27 protein-coding genes and 2 pseudogenes are annotated in these 26,933 nt (G+C 62.6%); 24 read left to right on the plus strand and 5 right to left on the minus strand.

Features of this window, described 5'->3' with window-relative positions; translation table 11 throughout:
• Window positions 1–42: 42 nt before the first annotated feature.
• Both VHAB30_RS03260 and VHAB30_RS03265 read right to left on the minus strand, forming a co-directional pair.
• Window positions 43–738 (minus strand): pyridoxamine 5'-phosphate oxidase family protein, encoded by a 696-nt coding sequence (locus VHAB30_RS03260; RefSeq protein ID WP_047787184.1) that lies wholly within the window; start codon window positions 736–738, stop codon window positions 43–45.
• Window positions 739–896: 158 nt separating this feature from the next.
• Window positions 897–2,342 (minus strand): amidase, encoded by a 1,446-nt coding sequence (locus tag VHAB30_RS03265; RefSeq protein WP_235926409.1) that lies wholly within the window; start codon window positions 2,340–2,342, stop codon window positions 897–899.
• A 149-nt stretch (window positions 2,343–2,491) separates the two neighbouring features.
• Here VHAB30_RS03265 and pdxR point away from each other — a divergent pair, with 149 nt between their 5' ends.
• From pdxR to ilvA, 3 genes are all read left to right on the plus strand, one after another.
• Window positions 2,492–4,126: a MocR-like pyridoxine biosynthesis transcription factor PdxR gene (gene pdxR / locus VHAB30_RS03270; protein WP_159275791.1), complete on the plus strand. Its 1,635-nt coding sequence runs from the start codon at window positions 2,492–2,494 to the stop codon at window positions 4,124–4,126.
• Between the two features lie 83 nt (window positions 4,127–4,209).
• Complete coding sequence (locus tag VHAB30_RS03275; RefSeq protein ID WP_159275792.1) at window positions 4,210–4,971, plus strand: maleate cis-trans isomerase family protein; 762 nt, start codon at window positions 4,210–4,212, stop codon at window positions 4,969–4,971.
• Between the two features lie 91 nt (window positions 4,972–5,062).
• A complete protein-coding gene (gene ilvA / locus VHAB30_RS03280; RefSeq protein WP_235926412.1) occupies window positions 5,063–6,604 on the plus strand; it encodes a threonine ammonia-lyase, biosynthetic in 1,542 nt (513 codons plus the stop codon).
• A gap of 117 nt (window positions 6,605–6,721) precedes the next feature.
• Here ilvA and VHAB30_RS03285 read toward each other — a convergent pair whose 3' ends face one another.
• Together VHAB30_RS03285 and VHAB30_RS03290 are read right to left on the minus strand one after the other, a co-directional pair.
• Window positions 6,722–7,333, minus strand: a complete 612-nt coding sequence (locus tag VHAB30_RS03285) for a helix-turn-helix domain-containing protein (protein WP_159275794.1) — start codon at window positions 7,331–7,333, stop codon at window positions 6,722–6,724.
• 98 nt (window positions 7,334–7,431) lie between these two features.
• On the minus strand, window positions 7,432–8,115 hold the full coding sequence (locus tag VHAB30_RS03290; RefSeq protein ID WP_159275795.1) for a helix-turn-helix domain-containing protein: 684 nt from the start codon (window positions 8,113–8,115) through the stop codon (window positions 7,432–7,434).
• Between the two features lie 229 nt (window positions 8,116–8,344).
• Here VHAB30_RS03290 and VHAB30_RS03295 point away from each other — a divergent pair, with 229 nt between their 5' ends.
• From VHAB30_RS03295 to VHAB30_RS03330, 8 genes are all read left to right on the plus strand, one after another.
• On the plus strand, window positions 8,345–9,121 hold the full coding sequence (locus VHAB30_RS03295; protein ID WP_216850690.1) for an ABC transporter ATP-binding protein: 777 nt from the start codon (window positions 8,345–8,347) through the stop codon (window positions 9,119–9,121).
• Entirely contained in the window at window positions 9,114–9,818 is a 705-nt protein-coding gene (locus VHAB30_RS03300; protein ID WP_159275797.1) for an ABC transporter ATP-binding protein, read from the plus strand. The genes VHAB30_RS03295 and VHAB30_RS03300 overlap by 8 nt, the downstream gene beginning before the upstream one ends.
• An 8-nt stretch (window positions 9,819–9,826) precedes the next feature.
• Window positions 9,827–10,714: a branched-chain amino acid ABC transporter permease gene (locus VHAB30_RS03305; protein WP_159275798.1), complete on the plus strand. Its 888-nt coding sequence runs from the start codon at window positions 9,827–9,829 to the stop codon at window positions 10,712–10,714.
• A gap of 7 nt (window positions 10,715–10,721) precedes the next feature.
• Window positions 10,722–11,738, plus strand: a complete 1,017-nt coding sequence (locus VHAB30_RS03310) for a branched-chain amino acid ABC transporter permease (protein ID WP_159275799.1) — start codon at window positions 10,722–10,724, stop codon at window positions 11,736–11,738.
• Window positions 11,739–11,853: 115 nt separating this feature from the next.
• Window positions 11,854–13,080, plus strand: coding sequence for an ABC transporter substrate-binding protein (locus tag VHAB30_RS03315; protein WP_159275800.1), 1,227 nt, complete (start codon window positions 11,854–11,856; stop codon window positions 13,078–13,080).
• A 31-nt stretch (window positions 13,081–13,111) separates the two neighbouring features.
• On the plus strand, window positions 13,112–14,206 hold the full coding sequence (locus VHAB30_RS03320) for an Ldh family oxidoreductase (RefSeq protein ID WP_216850691.1): 1,095 nt from the start codon (window positions 13,112–13,114) through the stop codon (window positions 14,204–14,206).
• Window positions 14,207–14,208: 2 nt separating this feature from the next.
• Complete coding sequence (locus VHAB30_RS03325; protein ID WP_159275801.1) at window positions 14,209–14,877, plus strand: pyridoxamine 5'-phosphate oxidase family protein; 669 nt, start codon at window positions 14,209–14,211, stop codon at window positions 14,875–14,877.
• 146 nt (window positions 14,878–15,023) lie between these two features.
• Window positions 15,024–15,878 (plus strand): alpha/beta hydrolase, encoded by an 855-nt coding sequence (locus tag VHAB30_RS03330; protein WP_159275802.1) that lies wholly within the window; start codon window positions 15,024–15,026, stop codon window positions 15,876–15,878.
• Here the strand turns inward: VHAB30_RS03330 and VHAB30_RS03335 are convergent.
• Window positions 15,844–16,163, minus strand: a pseudogene (locus VHAB30_RS03335) (Lrp/AsnC ligand binding domain-containing protein); the annotation flags it as partial. The gene VHAB30_RS03330 and the pseudogene VHAB30_RS03335 overlap by 35 nt on opposite strands.
• 93 nt (window positions 16,164–16,256) lie before the next feature.
• Here VHAB30_RS03335 and VHAB30_RS03340 point away from each other — a divergent pair.
• The 13 genes and pseudogenes from VHAB30_RS03340 to VHAB30_RS03400 all read left to right on the plus strand — a co-directional run bounded on the left by VHAB30_RS03340 (window position 16,257) and on the right by VHAB30_RS03400 (window position 26,930).
• Window positions 16,257–16,589 carry a hypothetical protein gene (locus VHAB30_RS03340; RefSeq protein ID WP_159275803.1) on the plus strand — a complete coding sequence of 111 codons (333 nt, stop codon included), beginning with the start codon at window positions 16,257–16,259 and terminating at the stop codon, window positions 16,587–16,589.
• Window positions 16,590–16,591: 2 nt separating this feature from the next.
• Window positions 16,592–17,407, plus strand: coding sequence for a pyrroline-5-carboxylate reductase (proC, locus tag VHAB30_RS03345; protein WP_159275804.1), 816 nt, complete (start codon window positions 16,592–16,594; stop codon window positions 17,405–17,407).
• A gap of 7 nt (window positions 17,408–17,414) precedes the next feature.
• The gene (locus VHAB30_RS31370; RefSeq protein WP_159278264.1) at window positions 17,415–17,552 is read left to right on the plus strand and encodes a hypothetical protein; all 138 of its coding nucleotides are present in this window, start codon (window positions 17,415–17,417) and stop codon (window positions 17,550–17,552) included.
• Between the two features lie 282 nt (window positions 17,553–17,834).
• A complete protein-coding gene (locus tag VHAB30_RS03355) occupies window positions 17,835–19,049 on the plus strand; it encodes a CaiB/BaiF CoA transferase family protein (RefSeq protein ID WP_159275805.1) in 1,215 nt (404 codons plus the stop codon).
• Entirely contained in the window at window positions 19,046–19,861 is an 816-nt protein-coding gene (locus VHAB30_RS03360; RefSeq protein WP_159275806.1) for an enoyl-CoA hydratase/isomerase family protein, read from the plus strand. Before VHAB30_RS03355 ends, VHAB30_RS03360 begins: the two co-directional genes overlap by 4 nt.
• Before the next feature lie 442 nt (window positions 19,862–20,303).
• Entirely contained in the window at window positions 20,304–21,272 is a 969-nt protein-coding gene (locus tag VHAB30_RS03365) for a Bug family tripartite tricarboxylate transporter substrate binding protein (RefSeq protein ID WP_159275807.1), read from the plus strand.
• A 106-nt stretch (window positions 21,273–21,378) separates the two neighbouring features.
• Window positions 21,379–21,570 (plus strand): annotated as a pseudogene (locus VHAB30_RS31265) (aldehyde dehydrogenase family protein); the annotation flags it as partial.
• 85 nt (window positions 21,571–21,655) lie between these two features.
• On the plus strand, window positions 21,656–22,543 hold the full coding sequence (locus VHAB30_RS03375) for a LysR family transcriptional regulator (protein WP_159275809.1): 888 nt from the start codon (window positions 21,656–21,658) through the stop codon (window positions 22,541–22,543).
• 264 nt (window positions 22,544–22,807) lie between these two features.
• Window positions 22,808–24,808 (plus strand): conjugal transfer protein TraG, encoded by a 2,001-nt coding sequence (locus tag VHAB30_RS03380; protein ID WP_159275810.1) that lies wholly within the window; start codon window positions 22,808–22,810, stop codon window positions 24,806–24,808.
• Window positions 24,805–25,278, plus strand: a complete 474-nt coding sequence (locus tag VHAB30_RS03385; protein WP_159275811.1) for a CopG family transcriptional regulator — start codon at window positions 24,805–24,807, stop codon at window positions 25,276–25,278. Before VHAB30_RS03380 ends, VHAB30_RS03385 begins: the two co-directional genes overlap by 4 nt.
• Window positions 25,262–26,320 carry a P-type conjugative transfer ATPase TrbB gene (trbB, locus tag VHAB30_RS03390; RefSeq protein WP_159275812.1) on the plus strand — a complete coding sequence of 353 codons (1,059 nt, stop codon included), beginning with the start codon at window positions 25,262–25,264 and terminating at the stop codon, window positions 26,318–26,320. The genes VHAB30_RS03385 and trbB overlap by 17 nt, the downstream gene beginning before the upstream one ends.
• On the plus strand, window positions 26,317–26,649 hold the full coding sequence (locus VHAB30_RS03395; protein ID WP_159275813.1) for a TrbC/VirB2 family protein: 333 nt from the start codon (window positions 26,317–26,319) through the stop codon (window positions 26,647–26,649). Before trbB ends, VHAB30_RS03395 begins: the two co-directional genes overlap by 4 nt.
• On the plus strand, window positions 26,646–26,930 hold the full coding sequence (locus VHAB30_RS03400; RefSeq protein ID WP_159275814.1) for a VirB3 family type IV secretion system protein: 285 nt from the start codon (window positions 26,646–26,648) through the stop codon (window positions 26,928–26,930). Before VHAB30_RS03395 ends, VHAB30_RS03400 begins: the two co-directional genes overlap by 4 nt.
• The last annotated feature ends 3 nt before the right edge of the window (window positions 26,931–26,933 follow it).

The following is a 26,933-nucleotide window of genomic DNA, read 5'->3' on the forward strand; positions in this document are numbered from 1 at the left end:
GGTTGCCCGCTGCCGCTCGGCCGGGCGGAGTGTGCTAGCGCGTCATGCGTCCGGAGTGTTGTCGACCTCCTGCCGTTCTACGCTGGGCAGCTTCTCGTACTCCTCGATGTACCGCGGCACCGGGACGTCCTGCCGACCTTGGGGATCGCGGATGGCACCCGCGAAGACCTGCTTAATCAGCAGTTCACCGGCCCAGCAATCGCGGTCCAGATCGAACTCGAAATCGGTGGGTGGACCCGACCGCATCTTTGCCACAGCCTCGGCAATGGGAATGCGCATCACCGTCGTGCTGTTCAACTCCTTGGAGTTCGGAGGCCTCACATCGGCAAAACGGCCTTTCAGGACGTGGCGCGCGTAGGCCTCGAAGGAGGCGATTTTTTCCTGTGGATCCGTCACTTCTTCTGGACGCCCGAACACCACCACGGAACGGTAGTTAACGGAGTGGTTGTAAAGCGCGCGTGCCAAGACGAGGCCATCCACATGAGTGACAAGGACGCACACCTCCCCACTCAGCGCCGCGCTGAGCATGGTGCTCTGGTTGGAGCCGTGAATGTAGATGTAGTCGCCAATCCGGCCGTAGCCAGTCGGCAACACGCGGGGCGCACCTTCGTGGACGTAGGCCACATTGCACATGAACCCTTCGTCCAGGATGGCGTGGATGGCCTCCTTGTCGTAGATCCCACGGTGCGGACGACGGGTTAGCTTCGTCCGCTCTGTCACTTCGTACTTCTCAGTCATCGACTTTCCTTCGGATTGGGGGGCTGTTCCCCTGGAGCGCGGGGCGCGAAAAGTGTCTTGCTAACGATTCTTGACGGATCTAAGTGTCACTGTCGGGCCACTTTGCGGCGTTGTTGCAGGCCACTTTGCGAGCCTGCATGCTGCGCGCCCGCCCCGATCTACTTCGCGGGTCCGACTGATGCCGGTCGCCTCGCGATGAAGTCCCCGCGGATCTGCTCGTATGCCGCTCCTGCACGAAGTACCTTGGCGTCGCCGCCGTACGGGCCGATCAGCTGGATGCCCATGGGCCAGCGGCCGTTCGGATGGAAGCCGGCGGGTACCACCAAGGCCGGCAAGCCGCCCAGGGTGGCGTAGATTGCGACCTCCATCCAGCGGTGGTAGGTGTCCATCTCACGTCCCGCGATGTGTTTGGGCCAGCGCTCCTCCGCGTTGAATGGCCAACACTGCGCGGAGGGCAGCACGAGCAGATCCCACTGATCCAGCATGGTGCGCATATGCTGGTAGTAGTTCGTGCGAACCTGGCTTGCCTGACGGAAATCGGTGAAGCTCATGCCGCGCGAGCACTCGTACTCCCACTGAGCCTCCGGCTTGATCTTCTCCTTGGCACCCGGCAGTTGCATGAGCGCCCCGACACGTGGCCCCGCGCCTGCGCGGCGCCAAGTCAGCCAGCATTCCCACAGTTGCTTGGGATCGAACCCCAATGGCACCTCCTCGACCACGGCGCCCGCCGCTTCGAGGTGATGCAGCGCTTCGCGACAGGCGTCCAGCACCCCGGTTTCCATCGCGAGGTGGCCGCCAAGGTCGCCCAGCCAGCCTATGCGCATGCCGCTGAAAATCCCCGGATCGACGGCCTCGTTTTCGTTCCAGCCCAAAGGCATCTGCATGGAAAGCGGCGAACGCGGATCGAAACCGCTTTGTGTGGTCAGAAGCCGCCCCACATCGCGGATGCTACGGCCCATGGGACCCTCGTTCGATAGCAGGTCGATCCACACGTCCGACATTCCAGCCTGGGGCACCCTTCCTTGCGACGGGCGCATACCGAAAACATGGTTCCAGCCTGCCGGGTTCCGCAGTGAACCCATTCCGTCTGACCCGTCCGCGATAGGGAGCATGCGCTGCGCCAGGGAAACGGCCGCGCCTCCGCTGCTGCCGCCGGCGCTCACTGCCGGATCCCATGCATTGCGGGTCACACCCCACAGAGTGCTGAACGTATGCGAGCCCAGTCCGAACTCAGGCGTCGTCGTCTTGCCGACCACGATGCAGCCTGCGGCCTTCATGCGTGCGGTCAGGATGGAGTCGCTCGTCGGCATACTGCGGGCCAGCAGCTCGCAACCTTTCGTGGTGGGGAAGCCAAGGACGTCTGCGAAATCCTTGACGGCCATGGGGATGCCATGCAGCCAGCCCCGCACCTTGCCGCTGGCTAGTTCGGCGTCAGCAGCATCGGCTTCGGCCAATAGCTTCTCGACCGGAGCCATGTTTACGATAGTGTTGAAGATGGGGTTGAGCGCATGAATGCGATCGACCGTGGCCTGCATCAGCTCGCGGCAAGAGAACGACCGGCGCCGCAGGCCATCGGCGAGTTCGGAAGCCGTCAGGTCGGTCAAGGCAGGCCTCACGGAGGCGGTTTCACTCATCATTTCTCCTTGGGCCGCGGCAGGGCACAGAACAGAATCCTCCCGCGTCGAGCCACTTAACGTCGTCTGTCATATAAGTGGCATGCCACTTGCATCATCAGCGAGCCACACTCGGCACCATGCCGAAGCGACTTGGCGCATTCTTGACGGGGAACAGCGCGATGAACGGGCCACTTTCAATCGATGAATCGAACCACTTTGGTGCGCAGCCCAAGCCCCGGCGACGGCGAGCGCGTGCATCCAGGGCACGCCTGCTTGAGTTCCTGGTGATCGATCGGCAAAGCCCGGTGACTGTGGTGGACCAAGTTGCCACCGGGATTGAGCACCTGATCGTCACCGGCGGCCTGAAATCAGGCGACCTCCTGCCGTCGACGCGCGAGCTCGCCCGAACGCTCGACATCGGCAGGGCCACTGCGCTCAGTGTCATCGCCAGGCTCAGCGCAGAGGGATTCGTCGAGACCCGCGTCGGCTCCGGCTCGCGAGTGCGCGAGCGATCAGCCGACTTGTTGACCGGGAGTGCCGCGCCCGCGCCAAGCTCGCTCAAACGCAGCCACGTGCCGGGCGCCGTGGCCATCCAGCAGCAGGTTGCCTTGCTGGACACCTTGCCAAAGCATGTCTCGCGCAGTACCCGTTTGATGGATTTGCAAGGCCTGTCGGTGGCTACGCCTTTCGCTCCAGGGATGCCGGCAATCGATCAGTTCCCCTATCACTCCTGGAGCGACTTCTGTGCAAAGTCCTGGAAGCACGCGACGGCCGCCATGCTGGAAACTCGCGACCCGGCCGGCTACAGGCCGCTTCGCGAGGCACTGGCTGGCTACCTGGCGAGTGCACGTGGGGTACGTTGCACGGCGGACCAGATCATCATTGTCTCTGGTGCTCAGCACGCGTTCGATCTCACCTTGCGCGTGCTGACGCAGCCGGGTGACCGGGTGTTGATTGAGGATCCGGGCTTTCTTGGCGCCAGGAATGCCATGCTGTCGGCAGGATTGAATCTGAGGGGGGTCCCGTTAGATGAAGAAGGTGTCATGGTGCCGGACGACAACGGCGGCGCCAAGCTGCTCTACACCACCCCGTCGCACCAGTATCCGATGGGTAGAACCATGAGCCTCGCGCGCCGCCGGGCACTCCTCGAGTGGGCGCGCCGGACATCCTGCTTCATCTTCGAAGACGACTACAGCAGCGAATTTCGGTATGACGGCAAGCCTTTGCCTTCCCTGCAGGGGTCTGACGAGTACAGCCGGGTGATCTACGCTGGAACGTTCAACAAGATCATGTTCCCGTCCTTGAGGCTGGGTTACCTCGTCGTCCCGGAAGAACTCGTTGATGTTTTCCTGAGTATCCGAACCTGGTCGGACGGCTGTCCTCCGGGCGTGATCCAGGCTGCCATGCTCCAGTTCATCGAGCGGGGAGCTTTTTACTCGCACATCCGCCGGTTGCGAGAGATCTACGCAGCACGCCACTCGCTGCTGTGCGAGCTGATCTCCCAGAGGATGGGGCTGATGCTGTCGGTCATCTCGGATCCGGCTGGACTGAACCTCGCGGCGGTCGCGAAGCGCCCGATGGACGACGTGGCCCTCTCACGCCGTGCTCGCAATGCGAATATCGTCTGTCCGCCCCTGTCTCAGTACTTCGTCCATGTGGAACCGCAGTGTGGGTTCCAATTTGGCTTCGCTTCGAGCAACGAGGCTCAGATGAAGGCGGCCATCGACCGACTCGAAGTGGTCTGGGGCCAAGGAGCGTCGACTGCTACTTAACTGGTCTGAGGAACTGGCGCGAAGTGGCATGCAGCAGGAGACCTTCGATGCTTACGCTTCTCGGATCACGAAGGGAACCGCTCATGCTTCAGACTCGAATTGGCTACGAACTTGCTCAAGATGACACAGAGGCGCGCCGCCTGGCGCTGATCGTGCTACGCACGGACCGCACCATCGAGGGCGAGGTGCGATCGAGCCTTCCAACCTCGCAGCCCATCTCCCTGTACCACAGTCGCATCTTCAACGACTTCGAGATCACCGCAGCGACCTTGGAAGCCATGTCGGACCTGCTGCAACCGACGGCGGCCTTGATCCCCGCCGAGTTCAAGCCGCATGTGGTGGGCTACGGCTGCACGTCGGCCACGATGCTCCTGGGCGAGGAACGCATCGCAAGCATCATCCGCCAAGCACATCCGGGCGTACAGGTGACCGAACCCGTTACTGCTTGCATTGCGGCATGCAGGTCGTTGGGCATGAAGAAGATCAAGCTGGTCACACCCTACGAGAGCGCGGTGAACCGGAAGATCGTGGACGGACTGCGTGCCCGCGGGCTGGACGTGGACTCCGTGGTCTCGTTCGAAGAGCCCGATGACCTGAAGGTGGGCGCCATTTCCACGAACAGCGTGGTCGAGGCCGCCCTCCATGCGGGCGGTGGAGTGAAGTCGGACGTCGATGGTGTCTTCATCTCATGCACCACGCTGCCGAGCTTCGGTGCCATTCCGATCATCGAGCGCCTCACGGGCAAGCCCGCGACTTCAAGCAATCATGCGCTGGCATGGCACATGCAAAAGCTTGCCGGCATCAAGAAGTTCCAGAGCTCGCTCGGGCGCCTCTACGCAGACTAGCCGTGGGCTGGCGTCCTCCGACGGCGTTCCCGCCTCTTGCGACATGCTTCGCCGCCGCACCGTCGTCCGTGAGAACGCCGTTACCCCTCTGATGCTCGACCTCAACGAATACCTGAAGAGGATCCTCAGGGCCCGTGTGTACGACGTGGCCGTGGAAACCCCGTTGCAGCCTGCCAGAGAGTTGTCGAGCCGGCTTGGCAATCAGGTTCTCCTGAAGCGCGAAGACCAGCAGGCCGTGTTCAGCTTCAAGCTCCGCGGCGCCTACAACAAGATCGCACAGTTGTCGCCCGAGGAGATGCGTCGCGGGGTGATCTGTGCCTCTGCGGGTAACCATGCTCAAGGTGTCGCACTTGCCGCGCGGCGCTTGGGCGCGACCGCGGTCATCGTCATGCCTTTTACCGCGCCACGCGTCAAGATCGAGGCGGTCAAGGGACTGGGGGGCACCGTGGTGCTGCACGGGGAGAGCTACTCCGAGGCATACGCTCATGCCCTGGAACTACAGGAGGCGGACGGGTTGACGTTTGTGCATCCCTTCGACGATCCCGATGTGATCGCCGGGCAAGGCACGGTAGGCATGGAGATCCTGAGGCAGCATCAGGCGCCGCTGCAAGCCGTGTTCGTGCCAGTCGGCGGCGGCGGGTTGATCGCTGGCGTCGCTGCGTACGTCAAGGCAGTCCGCCCGGAGGTTCAAGTGATCGGGGTGCAGACCGTCGACTCGGATGCCATGGCGCGATCGGCTCTGGCTCGCGAACGCGTCACGCTGGGCGACGTGGGCTTGTTCTCGGATGGAACGGCCGTGAAGCACGTGGGCGCGGAGACCTTTCGCATCGCCAGCAGTCTTGTGGACGACTATGTGACGGTGGATACGGACTCCATCTGTGCGGCGATCAAGGATGTATTCACCGACACTCGCAGCATCGTGGAACCGGCCGGGGCGCTGGCAGTGGCCGCCGTGAAGCAGTACGTCAAGCAGCGAAAGACGCGCGGAGAGACGTATGTAGCCATTCTCAGCGGCGCCAATATGAACTTCGACAGGCTCCGGTTCGTTGCGGAACGGGCGGAGATCGGTGAAGAGCGGGAGGGCCTGCTCGCGGTCACGCTTCCCGAATCACCTGGAAGCCTGTTGCGCCTGTGCAAGACCATCGACACCCTGTCCGGCCCCGCTCGCAGCATCACGGAACTCAAGTACCGTGTATGCGACGCCGAGAATGCCTCGGTGCTGGTCGGGCTGACGATCCACTCCGCAGGGGAAACGGCGCGGGTTGCGGAAGTCCTGACGCAGGCTGGCTTCTCCGCCCAAGATCTGACGCACGATGAACTGGCCAAGGAGCACATGCGGCACATGATGGGCGGACGCTCGCCACTCGCTGCGGGCGAGCGTGTGCTGCAGTTCGTCTTTCCGGAGCGTCCGGGTGCCTTGATGCAATTTCTCTCGTCATTGCCGCCCAACTGGAACATCACGATGTTCCACTACCGCAACCAAGGCGCCGACTACGGCCGGGTGTTGGTTGGCCTGCAGGCGCCCAGCCCAGACGAGGACGATTTCCACCGTGTTCTGGAGAGAGTGGGCTATCCGCATGAGGAGCTCACGTCCGCTCCTTCCTATCGGCTTTTCCTGGGGCCACGCAGCTAAAGGCACGATCAGGGGTCGCCCGGTGCTCGTGCGAGGCCCGACTTGTGCGGGGCCCACAAGTAACTCAGCTGATTGTCATCAAGGACGCGTTGCCGCCGGCCGCTGCCGTGTTGATGCTCACCCGAAGGAGTTGACCGGCGTCACTATCATGAGGAGCCGCGCGGGTGAACGGCCCACGTTCTTGCCGCTGTGTGGCTGTTCGCAAGAGAAGTGGACACAGTCGCCTGGCTCGAGCACCAGTGTTTTGTCGCCGATTCGGAATTCAAACTGCCCGTCCAACAGGTACAGCACTTCCTCGCCTGCGTGCGTCAGGACCTCCGGGTTCATCGACTCGCCCGCGGGGTAGACCAGTTCAAAAGCGCTCATCTGCTGATCGATGAGCTCTCCACTCATGAGGTGGTACGAGTATCCCCGAGCAGTGAGTGGCGGTTCGCCACCGCGGTCCTTGGCTCTGTTCAGGATGTAGCGCGGAGCGGCTTTTGCACCAGGATCCTCGAAAAAATCGCCCAGTGGGATGCCGAGGCGGCCCGCAATCACGATCAGGTTGGAGATCGAGGCACTCGATTCGCCGCGTTCCAGGCGCGACAGGAAACCCGGGGAGAGGTCTGTGTCTTTGCTCAGACGCTCGAGGGTGATCTGCTTGGCGCGGCGGGCTTCCCTGATCCTCGCACCGAGCCGGATTGCAACGGCCCGGGTCTTTTCCTCGAGTTCTGATTTGTTCTTGTCCATCGCAGCGCTGATTTTTTGTGTGTGGTGCAAATCTACCATCGCGGCACGGTGCAGCAAAGAACGCAGGACGTGGAGCTCACAGGCAGGCGCCGGTGGCGCTACTTCCCGCCTGTGAACTGGGCAAGGCTTCTGGCCGAGTCGGGGTCGCGGCCAGACTTTCGGGCAACCGGTACGTCGATGGAGTCGACGGGCGAGACAATCATCAACAGGCGTGCCTCTCCGTGCCCGATGTTCTCGCCGGTATGCGGTTGATCGCAAGCAAAGTGCACGCAGTCTCCGGGCTCCAAGACTATCGTGTCGGATCCGATGCGGAACTCCATGGTGCCTTCAAGAAGATAGAGGACTTCCTCGCCTCGGTGTGTCAGTACCTCTGGATGCATCGTCTCGCCGGCAGGGTAGACGAGTTCGAATGCGCTGACCTTCTCGCCCTCCAGATCGCCGCTGGTGAGGCGGTAGGTGTAGCCGCCGGCACTCAGCGGAGCTTCGCAACTCCTGTCCTTTGCCCGCGTCAACACATAGTCGGGTCGGGGACATTCGTGCGCATCCTCGAAGAAGTCACGCAATGCGATCCCCAGGCTCTCCGAGATCACGATGGGGTTGGAGATCGAAGCGCTTGTCTCTCCGCGCTCGAGGCGAGACAGAAAGCCCGCCGATAGATCGGCCTTTGCGCTGAGGACTTCAAGGGTGATGGCTTTGGAGCGTCGTGCATCACGCAACCGCTCACCCAAACGCCTGGCCACTGTCCTGATGGTCTCGTCGAGGTCGGCTTTGTTTTCTTCCATGAGTTCCGTTGCTATCTGAGTGCATCACTGAAAGGTGCGGCATGCACCAAGGTGGTTGTCGTCTGCCCTTTCCGCGTGCCTTGGAGACGTTCCTCGGTAGGCACGAAACATGCATCATAGGCAAAAAACGGCTAATAACTTTCCCTATGGACAAATGTGCATGGCATGCACATCATTGTGTTCCTAATACAAATTTGAAACGATGACAGCTCCAGGCATTTCAGGCGGCATGACGGAGAACATCCCCGACGTTGGGGGCAGCTACGCGCTCGTCGTCGAGGGCTTAACCAAGGACTTCGGCGGCTTCACCGCCGTGAATAATGTTGACCTTCGAGTACGGCGCGAGACCATCCACGCCCTGATCGGCCCCAATGGCGCGGGCAAGACGACGTGCTTCAATCTGATCACTCGATTCATCCGACCCACCTCCGGCCGCATCTTCTACAACGGGCAGGACATCACTTCGGTGGCGCCCGAAGACGTTGCCAGTCAGGGTCTGGTGAGATCTTTTCAGATATCCGCCATCTTTCCGAAGCTCTCGCTCGCCGAAAACGTTCGTGTGGCGCTGCAGCGCCGGCTGGGAACGACGTATCACTTCTGGAAGCCGCTCTCCAGCCTTAAAGCACTGGATGCGGACGTGGACCGGCTGCTCGATTCGGTCGGCCTGCTTCATCAGCGCGACCAAGTGGCAGGAACGCTGTCCTACGGCCGCAAGCGCGCACTGGAGATTGCGACGACTCTGGCGCTGGAGCCCCAGGTGCTTTTGCTCGACGAGCCGATGGCGGGGATGGGACGCGAGGACATCGAGACCGTCGCCGCGCTTATTCAAAGGGTCTCGAAGGGGCGGACCGTCTTGATGGTCGAACACAACCTGGGCGTGGTCGCGCGGCTCGCGAACACGATCACCGTTCTGTGTCGTGGGGAGGTGCTCGCGGAAGGAACCTACGAGGCCGTTTCAAAGAATCCCGAGGTTGTGTCCGCCTATATGGGAGGCGCTCATGGCTGAGGCCCATCTTCGTGTCGGCGACCTGCACGCGCAGTATGGCGAGAGCCGGATTCTGCATGGGATGAACTTCACCGTTCAGCGAGGCGAGGTCGTCACCCTCCTTGGTCGAAACGGTGCAGGCAAGACGACGACGCTTCGCGCCATCATGGGCTTGGTCGCAAGGAAAAGCGGTTCCGTAGAGTTCGAGGGTCGGGAACTATTGGGGCGGCTTCCCGAGGCAGTCGCCCGCGCCGGCATAGCGTGGTGCCCCGAAGAGCGGGCCATCTTCTCCGGCTTGACTGTGCAGGAAAACCTCATGCTTCCGCCCGTGGTGCGCCCTGGAGGCATGAGCGTCCAAGAAATCCTGACGCTGTTCCCGAATTTGGCTCAGCGCATGAAGAGTCCTGGAACGAAGCTGTCCGGCGGAGAGCAGCAGATGCTTGCCATCGGCCGCATCCTGCGCACCGGCGCGCAACTGCTGTTGCTCGATGAGCCGAGCGAGGGACTGGCCCCGGTGATCATCGAGCAGATCGGATTGACGATCCAGAAGCTCAAGGCGCGTGGCATCTCCATCCTACTGGTTGAGCAGAACGTGAGGTTCGCGACGAGCGTGGCCGATCGTCACTACGTCGTGGAGCATGGCGAAGTAGTTGACACGTTCTCCAGCACAGAGGTCGACAACAAGAGCGCTCAGTTGAGCGCCTACCTGAGCGTGTAAGGCGTCACATGGGCATCGAATCAATTTTTGGCATCCCCACAAATGCGTTCATGAGTCAGCTCTTGCTGGGTCTGATGAACGGGTCGTTCTACGCCATGCTGAGTCTTGGCCTGGCAATCATCTTCGGCCTGCTCAATGTGATCAACTTCCTGCACGGCGCCCAGTTCATGGTCGGAGCGTTCGTAGCCTGGATGTTGTTGACGTGGGCCGGCGTCGGATATTGGGTTGCGCTGCTGGTGGCGCCGCTTGCCGTCGGACTGGCAGCTGCGCTCGTTGAGCGGCTACTGCTGCGTCACCTGTATCGCCTGGATCACCTCTACGGGATGCTGTTGACCTTCGGACTGATGCTGATCGCCGAGGGCGTGTTTAGGAAGAGCTTTGGTTCATCGGGACTGCCTTACCCGAACACCATGCCGGGAGGAATGGACCTGGGATTTATGTTCCTGCCGTACTACCGCGCCTGGGTGGTGGTCGTGTCGTTAGCGGTCTGCCTGGCTACATGGCTTCTCATCGAGAAGACCCGATTGGGAAGCTACCTGCGTGCCGCGACCGAGAACCCTGACGTTGTGCGGGCATTCGGAATCAACGTTCCTGTCTTGCTCACGCTTACCTATGCCTTTGGCGCGGGACTCGCGGCACTGGCTGGGGTCATGGCGGCTCCGATTTATCAAGTCAGCCCTCTGATGGGCTCCAACCTCGTCATCCTCGTCTTCGCGGTCGTCGTCATCGGTGGCATGGGGTCGATCATGGGCTCAATCCTGACCGGATTCTCGCTGGGTGCCATCGAGGGACTGACCAAACTCTTCTATCCGCAGGCGTCCGCCACCGTGATCTTCCTCGTCATGGTCATCGTGCTGCTTGTCAAGCCGGCGGGGCTCTTCGGAAAGATCAAGTGAGAACACTATGAGACAAGCCGCTTCTTTGACACTTCGCCCGATCGTCTTCCTGTTGGCGGCTGCAGTGATAGCGCCCGCGCTGATCTACCCCATCTTCCTGATGAAGGTGATGTGCTTCGCGATATTCGCGTGTGCGGTCAACTTGCTCGTCGGCTATGTTGGGCTGTTGTCGCTCGGGCATTCCATGTTTTTTGGCATGTCTGCCTATGTCACAGCGTACACCCTCAAGGAATGGGGTTGGCCGTTCGAGGTTGCGCTGCTCTGTGCCGTCTTGGCGAGCACGGTGCTGGGCTTTATCGCCGGCGCCATCGCGATCCGAAGGCAAGGAATCTACTTCGCGATGATCACGTTGGCCCTGGCGCAGATGGTCTACTTCTTCTGCCTTCAGGCGCCGTTCACTGGCGGTGAAGACGGTCTGCAGAAGGTTCCTCGGCCAGTGGTCCTTGGCCTGCTCGACACCGCCAACGATAACGTTCTCTATGTGGTGGTGCTCGCGATGTTCCTGGCGGCGTTCGCCATCTATCACCGGACGATTCATTCACCGTTCGGCCAGGTGCTCGAAGCCATACGCGACAACGAGCCGAGAGCCGTCTCGCTGGGCTACAAGGTCAATCGATATAAGTTGCTGGCGTTTGTGCTCTCGGCCGCGCTGACCGGGTTGGCTGGCGGAACCAAAGTGCTCGTCTTTCAGCTTGCTTCACTCACAGACGTGAATTGGCACATGGCCACCGAAGTGGTTCTGATGGTGCTGGTCGGCGGCATGGGTACCTTCCTGGGCCCCTTGGCGGGAGCGGTCTGCATTCTCGCCATGCAGGAATACCTGGCTCCGCTCGGTGAGTGGGTGATGGTGATCCAGGGGGTGATCCTGGTCACTGTGGTTATGGTCTTCCGTCGCGGACTGGTGGGCGAATTCGAGGTATGGCGCACTCGCAAAAGTTCACTGATTGAGGCTGGGAAACACGCCGGCCATCAAGAAGGCGCTGCCGGACTTGCCACCCCGAAGGGTGCGAATCCACACCGTTGATCTCTCATTTTTTTGATTTTCAGTTTGCATGAGATGCACAGGTATTGCCCTGGATGCACGTGAGTGCAAACACCTTTTCCATGACCACTACCAACTTCCTCAGAAAGGAATGAACATGTCCTCGAAAGCGCTCAAGTTCTTCGCAGCCGGCTTGGCTGCGCTCACCGCCATCGCGAGCGTTGTTGCCTCGGGACCTGCCCGCGCGCATGTGTCAGGCGATGTCGTGAAGATCGGCATCCTGAACGACCAGTCCGGCCTGTATTCAGACTTGGCCGGCGTTGGCTCGGTGGAGGCCGCACGCCTCGCGATCGAAGAGTTCGGTGGCCAGGTGCTCGGCAAGAAGATAGAGCTTGTCTGGGCCGACCACCAAAACAAGGCGGACATCGGCGCAGGCATCGCGCGAGCCTGGTTCGACAAGGACGGCGTCGACGCGATCGCCGATTTCTCGAACTCCAGTGTGGGGTTCGCGGTGCAGGCACTCGCGAACGAGCGCAAGAAGATCACGCTGATCACTGCAGCGTCCTCCGACTTCACTGGAAAGGCGTGTACGCCGTTGTCCACCCAGTGGGTCTACAACAGCTACAGCAACGGCTACGGCCTGGCCCGTCTCATGACCCAACGCGGCTTGGACTCCGTCTATCTCCTGACGGTGGACTACGCGTTTGGCCATGCCTTCGCGAACGATGTTCGAAAGGCCGTTACCGACAACGGCGGAAAGGTCGTCGGCGAGTTGCGTTTTCCCCTCAATTCCTCGGACCTGAGTTCGTACCTGCTTCAAGGGCAGGCCTCCAAGGCCAAGCTGATCGTGGCGGCGAGCGCCGGCAGCGACATGACCTCGATCGTCAAGCAGGCGACTGAATTCGGCATCACCCCGAAGCAGGCGCTGGCGGCTCCCTCTGTCTTTCTGACTGATGTGCACAGCATGGGGCTGCAAGCCGCGCAAGGGCTGCAGTTCCTGACGGCGTTCTATTGGGATCGAACCGCGGCCTCTCGCGCTTGGTCCGAGAAGTTCTTCGCGCGCCGCAAGGCCATGCCGACGATGACTCAGGCGGGGGTCTATTCCGCCGTGCGGCATTACCTCAAGGCCATCGAGGCCGCAAAAACCGATGACGCGGCTGCGGTCGCCAACAAGATGCGCGAACTGCCCATCAAGGACATGAACATCGAGAACGGCCGCGTCCGCGAGGACGGGCAAGTAATGCACGACATGTACCTCGTTGAGGTCAAGAAGCCGGCCGAATCCAAGCGCGCCTGGGACTACTACAAGGTCGTTGCTACCGTCCCTGCAGAGCAAGCCTTCCAGCCGCTCGGCGCCAGCGCCTGTCCGCTGGTCAAGAAGTAATCAATTTCCAACCCCTTCCAAGGAGAAAAAAGTGAGCGATTCCATCCGTATGAAACTCGACGAAGTCCACGAGCTCGCAACAACGCTGTTGCTCGCCCAGGGCTTCAACCAAGCCCACGCCAATGCCATCGCCAATACGGTGACTGCGGCCGAGCGCGACGAGTGCCGCCATCATGGCTTGTTCCGCATTCCCTTCTACGTCAATGCACTGCGCGCTGGGCAAGCTTCCGGTGATGCGGAGCCGACAGTCGACGACCTTGCGCCAGCGGTGATACGAGTCGATGCCCACTATGGCTTCTCACCGCTGGCGCTGGAAGTCGGCGATGAGCTCCTCGCCAAGCGGGCGCAGGAGACGGGCATCGCCGCACTGGCCGTCAACAACGCCCTCAACGTGGCGGCCTTGTGGCCAGAGGTCGAGCGCCTGGCGAACCGCGGCCTGGTCGCGTTCGCGTTTGTCGCCGCAGCGCCCTACGTTGCGCCGCATGGCGGCACCAAGCCGCTTTACGGTACCAACCCCATGGCCTTCGCCTGGCCTCGACTCAACCACCCTCCGATGGTCTTTGACCAAGCTTCCAGCGCAAGCGCGCGCGGCGAAATCCAGGTTCGTCTGCGTGATGGCAAGCCGCTGCCCGAAGGCTGGGCGGTGGGCCCGGACGGGAAGCCGACAACGGACCCGAAGGCCGCTCTTGCAGGCGCTCAGCTGCCGTTCGGTGGTGTGAAAGGCGCTTCCATTGCCATGATGGTCGAGTTACTCGCCGGTCCGTTGGTCGGTGATCTGCTGAGCTATGAGGCCGGCGAGAAGGATGTCGCGAACACCGGCGCCCCGTGCGGAGGCGAGCTGATCATTGCCATCGACCCCGTTCGATGCCTCAAGAACGGCAACCGCAAGGCGCAGTTGGAACACGGGGAGCAACTGTTCAGCAAGATCCTCGAGCAGGAGGGAACGCGGCTGCCGTCGCAGCGCCGGTATGAAGCCCGCGGACGTACGGTGGTGGAAGGCGTCACCGTGCCGAAGTCACTGTACGACACGCTGAAGCTGTTCAGCACAGGCACCTACGTTCGGCAAGAGAACGCCTACGAGGGCGACGACCTGCTGCGCGGAAAGCCGGCGAAGGCAGTGGCCTGAGCATGGTCGCCTCAAGCCAGAACTCTCAGTACGCGCCAACGCCGCGTACCCAAGTCAGACGCCGGCCGGAGCGGGCCAGCTACGATCGGCAACTGGTCCATTCGATCATCGACGAGGCTATCGTTTGCCACGTGAGCTTTATCTACGAGGATCAGCCGTGCATCATTCCGACGACGATCCTTCGCATCGATGAAGACCTCTATCTCCACGGCAGCCCGACGAATCGAATGCTGTGCGTCCTCGCTCAAGGTGTACCGGCTGCCATCGCCGTCACCCACATCGATGCTGTTGTGGCGGGTCGGTCCGGTTTCGGTTGCAGCGTGGACTATCGATCCGCCATCATCTACTCCAGCGGGCAACTCGTGGAGGGCCCGCACAAGGCAGAGATCGTCGACCGCGTGATTCAGTCCGTCGTGCCGGGTCATCGGGTGCGCGCGCCAAAGCAAAAGGAGCTCGACGCCACGATGGTGCTGCGCTTCCCAATAGTCGAAGTCTCTGCAAAAGTCCGAGACGTCGGCGTGCGCGACTACGAAGAGGACCTGGGGCTGGACTTGTGGGCCGGCACGATACCTCTGCGTGTCGTGGCCGGAGCACCGGTCAATGCGCCGGATCTGCGGCCGGGCATCAGGACTCCGGACTACGCGCTGAACTACCGACGCGGCAGGGGCTGATCGCTGGTTCGTCGGCTCACCGGGCACGAGGACCAGCATGTGCATTCGCGGCGTACGGAGGTCCGCTGCGCCGGCGTGCCCGGCGCCCGGCCGCCGCCTCGACAAGGGTGCACAGCCTCTTCCACCACTTTCCATTTCGTCACCTCATGGCCACTAGAAACTACCGCCAGCCAGCAACGCCGCTTGACTATCGGAACCAAGCAGCGGTTCCGGACCATCAACGCTATTCGGACAACTGGCGCGCGATGAGCGAGTCAACGCGAAAGCGCCTGGTACATTGGTCCGATGTACCGTACGGGCAAGGAGAACTGCAAACGTGCGACATCTTTCCTGCTCGGAACAACAATGCGCCGGTCTTCGTCTTCATTCATGGCGGCTGGTGGCACTTCCTGGACAAGTCGGATTACAGCTACGTTGCGGAGCCGTTTGTCGAGCGCGGCGCGGCGTGCGTCTGCATCAACTATCCGCTCGCTCCGAAGGCCACGATCGGTGAGATCGTCGCCAGCGTGCAAGCGGCGCTGCTATGGATACATCACAACATCCGTGAATACGGAGGTGATCCCGGCCGAATCGCGGTGGGCGGGCATTCTGCGGGCGGCCACCTATCGGCCATGTCTGCGTTCACGAACTGGGCCAAGCTCGGCGGACCGGAGAACCTGGTGAAGGTCAATTGCGCCATCAGCGGTCTTTACGACCTTGTTCCCATCCTCGACACACCCCACAACGAGAAGATCCGGATGGACAGGGCGACCGCGGACCTGATGAGCCCCGTCGATCTGGTCCGCCCTTCGGCTGCAAAGCACATCCTGTGCGTCGGAGCCGCGGAAACCGAGGGCTTTCTCTGGCAGCACGACACCTTTGTCGAACTTTGCAGACAGCGAGGATTGGCCGTCGCGGATCTGCGCCTCGCAGGTGAGCATCATTTCAGCGTTGTCGACCAAGTGGCAAACGCAGAAAGCGAGTTGTTCAAGTCGCTTTGGGCCGCGATGACCAGCGGCTAGCGACGCGCTGCGCCTTGCCGCTCAGGATACGCAGCTTGGTGGAGTTCTTCACTTCTTCCATGGCTGCGTAGGTGTGCGTCTCACGCACACCGGACCTTGCCACAGTACGGTGCCGGCGAATGCGCGATAGGTGTCCATGTCAGCAACGCGCGTCTTGATCAGGTAGTCGAACCTGCGCGCGACCATGTGGGTATCCAGGACTTCGGGTTGGACTTGCACCGCAGCGCGGAACTGATCAAAGACATTCGGTGTGGTGCGATCCAAAAGTACGTCGATGAATACCAAACTTTGAATAGTTCTGCGAAATACGAAAAATTCGAACAAATGTTCGGTCGCTACAGCTTGATGATAGCGAACAAGACATACCCTGCCATGCCCATGAGCACCCCCCCTGTTCACGTCTGCGAAACCTTCTTTCAGCCCTCTGTGTTAGCCGTTGGCGCGCGCGCGATCTGGCCCTTGGAGGCAGAAACCCTCCTGCAGAGACTGCCAATCGAGGTCGCTTTGGATTCCGTACTGCTTCATGGGGCGACGGATGAGGTCGAGCGCATTCAGCACCAGCTTGCTCGTCGTGACGGCCCCGTCGTTTGCGTCGAACGCATGCAGCCCGGGGATGCAGACGTACCGCTCGAGCGCCTCATGATCGAGCGTGCCTTGAGTATCAACACCGCGGCTGCCGGTGGCAACGCTTCACTTATGTCGATCGGTTGACTATGCGCTATCAAATTGCGTTCGTGGGTGGCGGCAACATGGCCCAAGCGATGGTTTCGGGCCTGCTGCAGGTGGGGGTGCCTCCGCACGATGTCCTCATCATCGACCCCGATGCCCAACAGTTGAAGCGAGTGCAGGAAACCCATGGCGTGCGAGTTGCTGACACGCCGGAAGGGAATCTCGACGGCGTGGACTTGATCGTCTGGGCGGTAAAGCCACAGGTGCTTCGCTCGGCGGCGGAGAAGGCACTGCCTCCCGGCCTTGATGTCTTACACCTGAGCGTCGCTGCGGGAGTGCGGCTCTCCGAGTTGACAACGTGGCTGCGGTCCGGGCGCGTAGTGCGCGCCATGCCGAATACGCCTGCCTTCGTCCGGGCGGGCGTGACGGCGCTGCAGGCAGCCTCGGGTGTGGACGAATCGGAGCGCCGCCTGCTCGAGCGCCTGTTGGGAGGGATCGGCCGAACATTCTGGGTGAACACCGACGCAGAAATGGACGGCGTCACTGCGGTCAGCGGCAGCGGGCCGGCGTACGTGTTTCACTTCCTCGAAAGCCTCCAGTCGGCCGGTGAGGAGCTCGGCTTCTCGCCCCAGATGGCGCATGATTTGGCGCTCTGGGTTGTGGGCGGCGCAGTGCAGCAGGCAGCAGCCAGCCCTGAATCGTTCGCGGAGCTACGCCGACGGGTCACCTCCAAGGGAGGAACGACGGAGGCGGCGCTGGAAGTGCTGCATACACGCAATTGCAAGGGCGCATTGGCTGAGGCGGTGAAAGCAGCGGCGGATCGCGCACGCGAACTAGGCGACCAAGTGGCACAGGGGTGACGAGGCGATCTGTCGCGGACGACGTCAGGGCCGGACGAACGCAGGCGAGATCACGCTCATGAAGGCGGTGGGCACCGCACTGGAAGACCGGTCCGCCGTGTCACTGGCTTTCGATGCGCTCCAGAACCCACCGCAGACCGCTTGAACCCGGACGCGATGGGCGCTCCCCCAACGTCAAACAACGGCGTCCGGACGAGACTGGTTGTCGCCAACCACGTCGTTGCCTGACGCAAGACGCGAAAGAGCCGGTCTGGTGCTTCAAGAGGTGCATCGCCCGCAGATGCCCGTCTCGCAAAGTGGCACCGTCCGAAAGCCATAAGTGGCTAGTAGGTCTGCGAATTGCCAGCCTAAGCTCAACCCGCGCCAGAGTGATTGGCACTCCGATCAAAAGATCGCGAGGTGGCGATCTCTTCGAAACCCACAACGTATGTCATTGCCTAACGCCTCTGTCTTGGAGGGTGTTCTCGTTCTCGATGCGGCCACCTACATTGCGGCGCCGTTGAGCGCGGCGATCCTCTCGGAGTTCGGCGCTCAAGTGATCAAGATCGAACACCCGCGCTCCGGGGATCCGCTGCGGCGCTTCGGAACGAAGGGGACTGATCCCGGGGCCTCCATGCAGTGGCTCAACGAGAACCGCAACAAGCGGTCGGTCACCATCGATCTCGGCAAGCCCGAAGGGCGAGACTTGTTCATTGCACTCGCGAAGCAAGCCGATGTCGTCGTGGAGAATTTCCGCCCCGGCACCTTTGAGAGATGGGGGTTGTCCTGGGAAACCCTTCACGCTGCCAACCCGCGTCTCGTGATGCTTCGGCTTTCCGCATTCGGCCAGGACGGGCCGCTCAGGGAGCAGGTTGGGCTTGCGCGCATCGCGCATGCATTCAGCGGAGTCATGTCCATCAGCGGTGAGCCGGATCGGCCCCCCGCGAATCCGGGGCCGACTTCCCTCGCTGACTACGTCGCGGGTGTCTACGGTGCGCTCGGCCTTCTCCTGGCCCTCTTGGAGAGAGAGCGGTCGGGGCAGGGACAGTTCGTCGATCTGGCACTCTATGAACCCATGTTGAGGACGATGGATGAGGCCTTTGCCGTCTTCGATCGGACCGGCTTCATTCGCCAACGCTTCGGATCGCAAGTTGCCACTGTCGCACCAACGGCCAACTATGAATGTGCGGACGGCCGTTTCGTCACGATAGGCATTCCCGATGAGAAGATGTTTGCGCGTCTCGCCTGCGCAATGAACTTGCCCCATTTGGCACAGCCCGGCTCCCAATTCTCGACCAACGCGATGCGCGTCGAGCATAGAACCGAGATCGAAAGCATCGTCCGCGCTTGGGTTGGGTCGCATGACCGCGACACCGTGATCCGGTTGCTCCAGAACGCAGACGTTCCATGCGCGCCGATACTGGACGTGGGGGAGCTTGCGCGGCACCCGCACGTCGCGGCTCGCGAGAACTTCGTCACGCGCCCGGACGGTTCCGGCGGAACGATCACGATGCAGACTCCCGTGCCTAAGCTTTCGCGCACACCCGGTCGGGTCTCAACCTCCGGCCCCGCGCTAGGGGAGGCGACGGACGAAATCCTGACCCGCCTGCTTGGATTGGGCGAGCTGGAACTCACTGATCTGCGTGCGAAACAAGTCATATGAGTTCGCAGTTTCGGCAGCGCTCTACACTCGAACTTCACCGTTGCGACGGGGTGCTCGTGGTTTGTCTGAACCGTCCCAAGGCTCTCAACGCCATCAACCGAACGATGCGGGAAGAACTGCGCCAAACGCTCGGCGAAGCGCAGCGCGATAGCGGCATATCGGCTCTTGTGCTGACAGCCAGCGGCAGGGCGTTTTGTGCTGGGCACGACATCAAGGAACTACTGGCGCTTTCTCCATCCGCGGCGAGTGCGGTCATGCTGGAGATTGGTGACCTCTACCGTGACCTGCGCGCCTTCTCCAAACCCCTGGTCACTGCGCTCAACGGCCTAGCCCTCGGGGGCGGCGTGGCGTTGGCGCTCTTGTCGGATGCACGTCTCGCCACACCTGATTTCGAGTTCGGTTTTCCCGAGATTGACCACGGCCTGGTGACGGCACTCGGGCCGTGGTTGCTCGGGCTCTTCCTGCCGCGGGCACTTGCACATCAGATTGTGCTGAGCGGCGCGCGCCTTTCAGCCGAACAGTGCGCCAAATATGGACTCGTCTCAGAAAGCGTCGAGCCGAACGATCTGCTCTCGAAGGCCATCTCCTGCGCGTCATCATTGGCAGAGAAACCGCAGAGCGCGTTCTCCATCATGAAGGCGCGATTTTCTGCGGTCACCGACGCCGGTTTTCATGAGGCATTGGCAGCTGGCGCCGGAATGCAAGAGGTCGCGCACGCGGCGCGATTGGAGGGCGGCTCACACTCGGAGAAGCACGAGCATGGTCCGGTCGAAGGAATCAGACCCCAACATTGCCAAGGATCCAGCTCCTGAATGCACCTCTCGCTTCTGCCGCTTCCATGTCACCGTTCGGGCTGCCTGAAGAAGCCTCGCATGAACGCTTGATCTTCGCGACGAACCCGGACGGACTCCGATGCATCGTCGCCATCCAAAGCACCCAGCGCGGTCCAGCGTTCGGCGGCTCACGCCTATGGAAATACAGGGAACGATGCAGATGTGATGGCCGAGGTCGCCTTGATTGGGGAGCGCATCGACAAACTTTTCGATCGCATGCGCAACGGGATTACGCCCTCGCGTGTAGCCGAACTCTGGGCCCGAAGGAAGCTTGGCATGACGTAAGCGACGGCGCATTGGACTAAGAATCCTCTAGGTCCTTCAGCGTGCGCCAACTGGCCCCCCATATCCGAGCGAAGTGGTTTGCGCGGGGGGCGGGCTGCACAACTAGAGTGTCCAGGTCATTCCTGGGGAACCAACCATGTCTCTTCGCAATCTCGCACTGGGCGCCGTCTTGGCTGCCTTCCTGCTGCCGGTATCTGCACAGATCGACAACTTTCCACAACGGCCCATCAGGCTTGTCGTGCCTTGGTCTCCTGGAGCTCACACCGACGCAGTGGCCCGCCTCATGGCCGATAGGCTGACCACCAGGCTCAAGCAGCCGGTCCTGGTCGATAACAAGCCGGGCGCCACCGGGATCATTGGCGCTACCCTGGTGGCTCGTTCGCAACCTGATGGGTACACGTTGCTGTTTGCGCTGCCGGAAACGAACGTGCTGAACCCATTGATCTACAAGAACATCGCGTACGCCGCCAAGGACTTTGACGCAGTGGCGTTCATGGGTGTCGTGCCGTTTGCGCTCGTTGCCAACCCAAGCTCGAAAGCGAGCACGGTGTCCGACTTCGTGCGGCTGGCGAAGGAAAGGCCCGGAGCGGTCTCGGTTGCGACCTGGGGTATCGGGAGCACTGCGCATGTGGCTACTGCGTTGATTGAGCAGTCCGCGAACGTGCACCTGCTGCACGTTCCGTTTCCCGGATCCGCCCCCGCGCTGACGCAACTCCTCAGCGGGCAGGTCGATCTCATGTTCATGGGAACCCAGACCGCCGCAGACCTGGCCAAGGCAGGGAAGGTGAAGGTGCTCGGTGTGACGTCGGCCAAGCGGATGGACGCGTACCCGGAATTCCCGACTCTTGCCGAGCAGGGCTTGCCAATCGATGTTGCGGTCTGGTACGGCTTCATGGTGCCCGCAAACACGCCAGCGGCCATCAAGGACTACTTGGCCAAGGAGATTCTGGCAGTTCTGCAGGACCCTGCCGTGCTGAAAGAGCTGCGCGATCGCACGATGGTGATCACGCCGCAATCTGCCGCCCAGTTCTCACGGTTCCTGAGTGACGAAGAAGCGCGCTGGACCAGCCTCATCAAGGCCAAGAACATCCGAATCGACAACTGACGCGTTCCGACCCACCTGAGGAGATGCCATGAATCTTTCCGAGATCAGCAAGCTCCCCACCGAGCAAAAAACGGCCTTCCTGCGTCAGGCGAGCACCACCTGCTGCTATTACGTCAGGCCCACAGTGCTGGTGGACTTTGACCACGACCACCGGCTCGTTCGGGAGGAAATCTTCGGCCCGGTGCTGGTGGCCATCGAGACCTTGAAGTGCGCGATTTACGAATACATCCAGTACTACAACGTGGATCGGATCAAGCTGGGGCTAGGAGGACTGAGTTCCAATTGCTCGCGCAATTGAACAAAAAAACGGAGTAGTTCCAGAAGTGACTTCAGCCGAATTGAGCGAGTGCGTGCCAGATTGAACCGCTGGAATGAACGCAAGGATGATCGAATTTCGCCATCTCCGTTACTTCATCGCCGTCGCCGAGGAGCTCAATTTTCGTCGCGCCGCTGAGCGGGTTCATATCGACCAAACCCCACTGTCGCGAACCGTACGTGACTTGGAAGAGCGAATGGGTGTGGCGCTCCTCGTTCGGAGGCCCCGCAGACTTCAGCTCACTCCTGCAGGCGTCAAGTTGCTCGACCATGCGCGAAGACTCTTCCTTCGTCTGGAGCGCATCAAGCGCGCTGTGCGGGAAACCGATGCTCGCTACCGGGCGCCGCTTCGCATCGGCGTCGCCGACGGGATCGCCCAACCCAAGCTTTCCGAGTGCTTCGCCAACTGGCGAGCGCTGGCGCCCAACATCCCGCTTGACATTGCCGAGATGCGCGCGGTCGAGCTGCTGGCCGCGTTGCGGCGCGAGGAAATCGATGTCGGATTCTCCTTCGGCGTGCCGGACGACGAGGCCGTCGTCCAGGAAGTGGCATGGTCCTACCCGTTGGTGGCATTGCTCCCGCCCGGTCACAAGTTGGTAGCACGTGACGTCCTGCCGATCTCTGAACTCCTTGCGTTTCCGATGATCGCCTCGCACCCCGGTCGCTTACCGGGGCTGCGCGAGCAGATGGACGCTGTGCGTCGGCAGTACACGGCGAGTCCCATCATCGCGGGCGAGGCCCGGACCCTGGCAGGCTACATCACCCGCGTGGCCTCCGGCCTGGGAGTCGGGGTCGCCGATGCCGGCCACATGGAAACTCTGCGCCGCGCCGACGTAGTGGCCGTACCTCTGGCCGAGGACATACGCATCAACACCTACGTGCTGCACAAGCCTCAAAGCCACGAGTTGCACGACGCGCTGCAACGTTTTCTGGCGCATGCCAAGACGCCGCATTGATGCAAGCGGCGCGCGGCGTTTGGCGCGATGCTGCCTCGCGCCGTTGGCGTTGGACAAAGCGCCGATCCTTTGAAATGCTACCCGCCGCCTGACAGGGCGCGATCTTCCGCGCACAGCCTTCAACAGGCCCAAAGCCACAACAACACGTCCGCCCACGTACGCTGCGCCACGCCCCCGTGGGTGTGCGCTGCGGCACTTCGAATCCAGACTTCAGAAAGCGGTGCGCTTCTGTATGTGCGCCGGAAATGAATGCGGAGGTGACCTATGCCGAGGGAAACGAACGGCATCCTGTTCGGACAGATTGTTGTGGTACTCGGTACCACGACGGGTGGGGTGTGGACGGCCACGCAGTGGACTGCGCATGCGCTGGGCTACCAGCCTAGGCTCGGCCCTCCTTGGTTCGAGACTTCCGGCGTGCCAGTCTACGAGCCGTGGAAGTTATTCGAATGGTGGTACTTCTACGATGCCTATGCATCCCGCGTCTTCGAAAGTGGCGGTGCCATCGCCGCTCTCAGCGGCATGCTCGCCACTGGCGCCGCGATTGCGATGGCGATCTGGCGCGCGCGACTGTCCAAGCAGGTCACGACATATGGCTCCGCGCGTTGGGCTGAGCACCATGAGATCGCCAAGGCCGGACTGACAAACGCGACGGGGGTGTTCCTCGGCAAGGCGCCCGGCAGGGATGAAGCCTACCTACGCCACGAAGGACCGGAGCATGTGATGGCCTTCGCGCCCACGCGCTCCGGAAAGGGCGTGGGACTCGTGGTGCCCACGCTGCTGTCCTGGCCCGGCTCCGCTGTGATACACGACATCAAGGGCGAGAACTGGAATCTCACGGCGGGCTGGCGCTCGCGTTTCTCGCACTGCCTGCTGTTCAACCCGACCGATGCGCGGTCGGCTGCGTACAACCCGCTGCTCGAGGTGCGCCGCGGCGCGCACGAGGTGCGTGACGTGCAGAACATCGCGGACATTCTGGTGGATCCCGAGGGCGCCTTGGAACGTCGCAATCACTGGGAGAAGACCAGCCATGCGCTGCTGGTCGGCGCGATCCTGCATGTGCTCTACGCCGGCGAGGACAAGACGCTGCGCGGCGTGGCCAACTTCCTGTCCGACCCCGCATGCCCTTTCGAGGTCACGCTGCACCGGATGATGACGACTCGGCATCTCGGTGAGGACATTCATCCGGTCGTTGCCTCGGCCGCCCGTGAGGTGCTCAACAAGAGCGACAACGAACGGTCCGGCGTGCTGTCCACGGCCATGTCCTTCCTGGGGCTGTATCGCGACCCGACGGTGGCCGAGGTCACCTCGCGTTGCGACTGGCGCATCGCCGACCTGATCTCGGCGGAACACCCGGTCTCGCTGTACCTGGTCGTTCCGCCCTCGGACATCAGCCGCACCAAGCCGCTGATTCGGCTGATCCTCAACCAGATCGGCCGGCGGCTGACGGAATCGCTCGACGGTTCTGACGGCATCGCGCGCCTCCACAAGGCATTGCTGATGCTCGACGAATTCCCGGCCCTTGGTCGGCTGGACTTCTTCGAGTCGGCGCTGGCGTTCATGGCCGGTTACGGACTGCGTGCGTTCCTGATCGCGCAGTCCCTCAACCAGATCGACAAGGCCTATGGCATGAACCACTCGATCCTCGACAACTGTCACGTGCGCGTCGCATTCGCGACGAATGACGAGCGCACCGCCAAGCGGATCTCGGAAGCGCTGGGGACCGCGACCGAGCTGCGCGCGCAACGCAACTACGCGGGCCACCGGCTCGCTCCCTGGCTCGGCCACCTGATGGTGTCGCGCCAGGAGACGGCGCGGCCGTTGCTGACGCCGGGCGAGGTGATGCAGTTGCCGCCCGACGACGCGGTGGTGATGGTCTCGGGCCATCCGCCGATCAAGGCTAAAAAGCTGCGCTACTACGAGGACCGCAACTTCACGCGGCGCGTGTTGGCGCCTCCTGTGCTGGCTGCGGGCGCCTACGCAGACCGGCCGACAGCGCAGCCCGATGATTGGAGCGGACTGGCGCCGCTGGCCGCGCCCGAGGTTGCGTCGGGCAACTTTGCGGGAGGCTTCACCGACGAGGGTGGCCATCAGCTCAAGCCCGAATTGGAGGTTGTGCGCGACACGCGGGGTCTGCCTGAAGATGACGGCCTTCTGGTGCTCGAGGACGAGGAGGACGTGCCGCTGCGCCCGCAGGACGTGGACCGTCAGCTCGCGCGTACCGCACGCCTCGCAGCGCTGGACCCTGACGACGGGATCGCGCTATGACACGGGCTCGCCTCAATATCTTCATCGAGCCAGAGCACGCCAAGCGCCTGGATCGGTTGGCGGTGCACAAAGGCGTGTCGAAGTCGGCCGTGATCGCCGCCGCGCTGGCTTCGTTCCTGTCGCCCGACGGGGGCGACCAGCGCGAGGCCGCGCTCGCCAAGCGCCTGGACCGGCTCTCGCGCCAGTTCGATCGGCTGGAGCGCGATCAGAACGTGCTGATCGAGACGGTGGCGCTCTATGTCCGCTACTTCCTCACGGTCTCGATCCCGGTGCCCGAGGGCCAGCTGGAAACCGCCCGCGCGCAGGGACGGGCCCGCTTTGCCCAGTTCATCGAGCAGCTCGGGCGCCACTTGCAGCGCGGGCGCAGCCTGGTGCGCGAAGTCCATGAGGAGATTGAGCCCGAAGCGGCGGCGCCCTTGCGGGCAGGGCAGAGGGAATCGGAGGAGGCCGTCGATGGTCCAGCCGCGTGATCCTTCTTCCGGCGCATCGGACGGCGGCGCTGCGGACAGCGCCGTGGCGCGGCGCATCCGCATGCTGCGCACGGCCATGGGGCCCGAGATCGCGGCGGCCCTTGCGGACCCGGAAGTCGTGGAGGTCCTGCTCAACCCCGACGGCTCGCTGTGGGTGGACCGGCTCGGCACTGGCCGCGAGCCCACCGGCGCGGCGCTGCCTTCGCCGGTGGCCGAACGCATCATCCGCCTCGTCGCCACGCACGTGCGCGCCGAGGTTCATGCGGGCCTCCCGATCCTCTCGGCCGAGTTGCCCGAGACTGGCGAGCGCTTCCTGGGCGTGCTGCCGCCGGTGGTCCGCGCCCCCTCGTTCGCGATCCGCAAGCGGGCGCTGCGCATCCTGAGCCTGGCGCAGTACGTGGCCGACGGCATCCTGACGGGGGACCAGGCCGCATTCCTGCGGCGGGCCGTGCACGATCGCCTGAACGTCGTCGTGGCCGGCGGCACCAGCACGGGCAAGACGACCCTCGCGAACGCGCTGCTCGACGAGATCGCCGAGACGCGCGACCGCGTCTTGATTCTCGAGGACACGGTGGAGTTGCAATGCCGCTCCGACGACCACGTGAGCATGCGCACCGAGCCGGGCGTGACCACCATGGCCGACCTGGTGCGCGCCACCTTGCGGTTGCGGCCGGACCGCATCGTGGTTGGCGAGGTGCGCGGCGCCGAGGCGCTGGACCTACTCAAGGCCTGGGGCACAGGGCATCCGGGGGGCATCGCCACCGTGCATGCCGGATCCGCGCTGGGCGCCCTCACGCGGCTGGAGCAACTGGTGCAGGAAGTCTCGGTCACCGTGCCGCGCGCCCTGATCGCCGAGGCGGTCCACGTCATCGTCTTCATCGCCGGCCGCGGCCGCGCCCGGCGGGTACGCGAGATCGCGCGCGTGATCGGCCACGACAGCGAGGGCTACCGGCTTGATACCTCGGCGGTGCCTGGCTTTCCGTTGCTCTCTTCATCCCTCTCTGCTCCTTCCACCCCGTCGTCTCCTGGAGAACCGCCATGACGATTTCACGCAGTTCCGCAAAGCCGCTTCTGTCCATGGTGACGGAGGCCGCGCTCCTGCTGGCCATCGCGCTGCCCGCGCACGCGGCCGGCTCCAACATGCCCTGGGAAGCACCGCTGCAGTCGATCCTCGATTCGATCCAGGGCCCAGTGGCCAAGATCGTCGCAGTGATCATCATCATCGTGACCGGCCTGACGCTGGCCTTCGGCGACACCTCAGGGGGTTTCCGCCGGTTGATCCAGATCGTGTTCGGCCTGTCGATCGCGTTCGCCGCCTCGAGCTTCTTCCTGACCTTCTTCAGCTTCTCGGGTGGAGCGGTGCTGGCATGAATGAGTCGGCTGCTTTCTCCCCGGGTGTCGCGCCCGGTTTCGAGATCCCGCTGCACAGGTCGCTCACCGAACCGATCCTGTTAGGCGGCGCACCGCGCACCGTGGCGATCGCCAACGGCACGCTGGCCGCCGCGGTCGGTCTCGGGCTGCAGCTCTGGGGGCCCGGCATCGCGCTCTGGATCGTCGGCCACGCGCTGGCCGTCTGGGGTGCGCGCCTGGACCCGCAGTTCCTGCAGGTCTTCGCGCGGCACATCAAGCAGCGGCCCCTTCTCGATGTCTAGGGG

The organism is Variovorax boronicumulans, assembly GCF_009811375.1.
GTDB classification, from domain to species: domain Bacteria; phylum Pseudomonadota; class Gammaproteobacteria; order Burkholderiales; family Burkholderiaceae_C; genus Variovorax; species Variovorax boronicumulans.

Coding starts and splice junctions, on each gene's coding strand:
- VHAB30_RS03340 (WP_159275803.1), top strand. CDS start 16,257: ATGAGCACCCCCCCTGTTCACGTCTGCGAAACCTTCTTTCAGCCCTCT.
- VHAB30_RS03260 (WP_047787184.1), bottom strand. CDS start 738: ATGACTGAGAAGTACGAAGTGACAGAGCGGACGAAGCTAACCCGTCGT.
- pdxR (WP_159275791.1), top strand. CDS start 2,492: ATGCCGAAGCGACTTGGCGCATTCTTGACGGGGAACAGCGCGATGAAC.
- VHAB30_RS03315 (WP_159275800.1), top strand. CDS start 11,854: ATGTCCTCGAAAGCGCTCAAGTTCTTCGCAGCCGGCTTGGCTGCGCTC.
- VHAB30_RS03380 (WP_159275810.1), top strand. CDS start 22,808: ATGCCGAGGGAAACGAACGGCATCCTGTTCGGACAGATTGTTGTGGTA.
- VHAB30_RS03300 (WP_159275797.1), top strand. CDS start 9,114: ATGGCTGAGGCCCATCTTCGTGTCGGCGACCTGCACGCGCAGTATGGC.
- proC (WP_159275804.1), top strand. CDS start 16,592: ATGCGCTATCAAATTGCGTTCGTGGGTGGCGGCAACATGGCCCAAGCG.
- VHAB30_RS03395 (WP_159275813.1), top strand. CDS start 26,317: ATGACGATTTCACGCAGTTCCGCAAAGCCGCTTCTGTCCATGGTGACG.
- VHAB30_RS03375 (WP_159275809.1), top strand. CDS start 21,656: ATGATCGAATTTCGCCATCTCCGTTACTTCATCGCCGTCGCCGAGGAG.
- VHAB30_RS03325 (WP_159275801.1), top strand. CDS start 14,209: ATGGTCGCCTCAAGCCAGAACTCTCAGTACGCGCCAACGCCGCGTACC.
- VHAB30_RS03285 (WP_159275794.1), bottom strand. CDS start 7,333: ATGGACAAGAACAAATCAGAACTCGAGGAAAAGACCCGGGCCGTTGCA.
- VHAB30_RS03305 (WP_159275798.1), top strand. CDS start 9,827: ATGGGCATCGAATCAATTTTTGGCATCCCCACAAATGCGTTCATGAGT.
- VHAB30_RS03385 (WP_159275811.1), top strand. CDS start 24,805: ATGACACGGGCTCGCCTCAATATCTTCATCGAGCCAGAGCACGCCAAG.
- VHAB30_RS03330 (WP_159275802.1), top strand. CDS start 15,024: ATGGCCACTAGAAACTACCGCCAGCCAGCAACGCCGCTTGACTATCGG.
- VHAB30_RS03400 (WP_159275814.1), top strand. CDS start 26,646: ATGAATGAGTCGGCTGCTTTCTCCCCGGGTGTCGCGCCCGGTTTCGAG.
- VHAB30_RS03365 (WP_159275807.1), top strand. CDS start 20,304: ATGTCTCTTCGCAATCTCGCACTGGGCGCCGTCTTGGCTGCCTTCCTG.
- VHAB30_RS03295 (WP_216850690.1), top strand. CDS start 8,345: ATGACGGAGAACATCCCCGACGTTGGGGGCAGCTACGCGCTCGTCGTC.
- ilvA (WP_235926412.1), top strand. CDS start 5,063: ATGCTCGACCTCAACGAATACCTGAAGAGGATCCTCAGGGCCCGTGTG.
- VHAB30_RS03290 (WP_159275795.1), bottom strand. CDS start 8,115: ATGGAAGAAAACAAAGCCGACCTCGACGAGACCATCAGGACAGTGGCC.
- VHAB30_RS03355 (WP_159275805.1), top strand. CDS start 17,835: ATGTCATTGCCTAACGCCTCTGTCTTGGAGGGTGTTCTCGTTCTCGAT.
- VHAB30_RS03360 (WP_159275806.1), top strand. CDS start 19,046: ATGAGTTCGCAGTTTCGGCAGCGCTCTACACTCGAACTTCACCGTTGC.
- VHAB30_RS03310 (WP_159275799.1), top strand. CDS start 10,722: ATGAGACAAGCCGCTTCTTTGACACTTCGCCCGATCGTCTTCCTGTTG.
- trbB (WP_159275812.1), top strand. CDS start 25,262: ATGGTCCAGCCGCGTGATCCTTCTTCCGGCGCATCGGACGGCGGCGCT.
- VHAB30_RS03275 (WP_159275792.1), top strand. CDS start 4,210: ATGCTTCAGACTCGAATTGGCTACGAACTTGCTCAAGATGACACAGAG.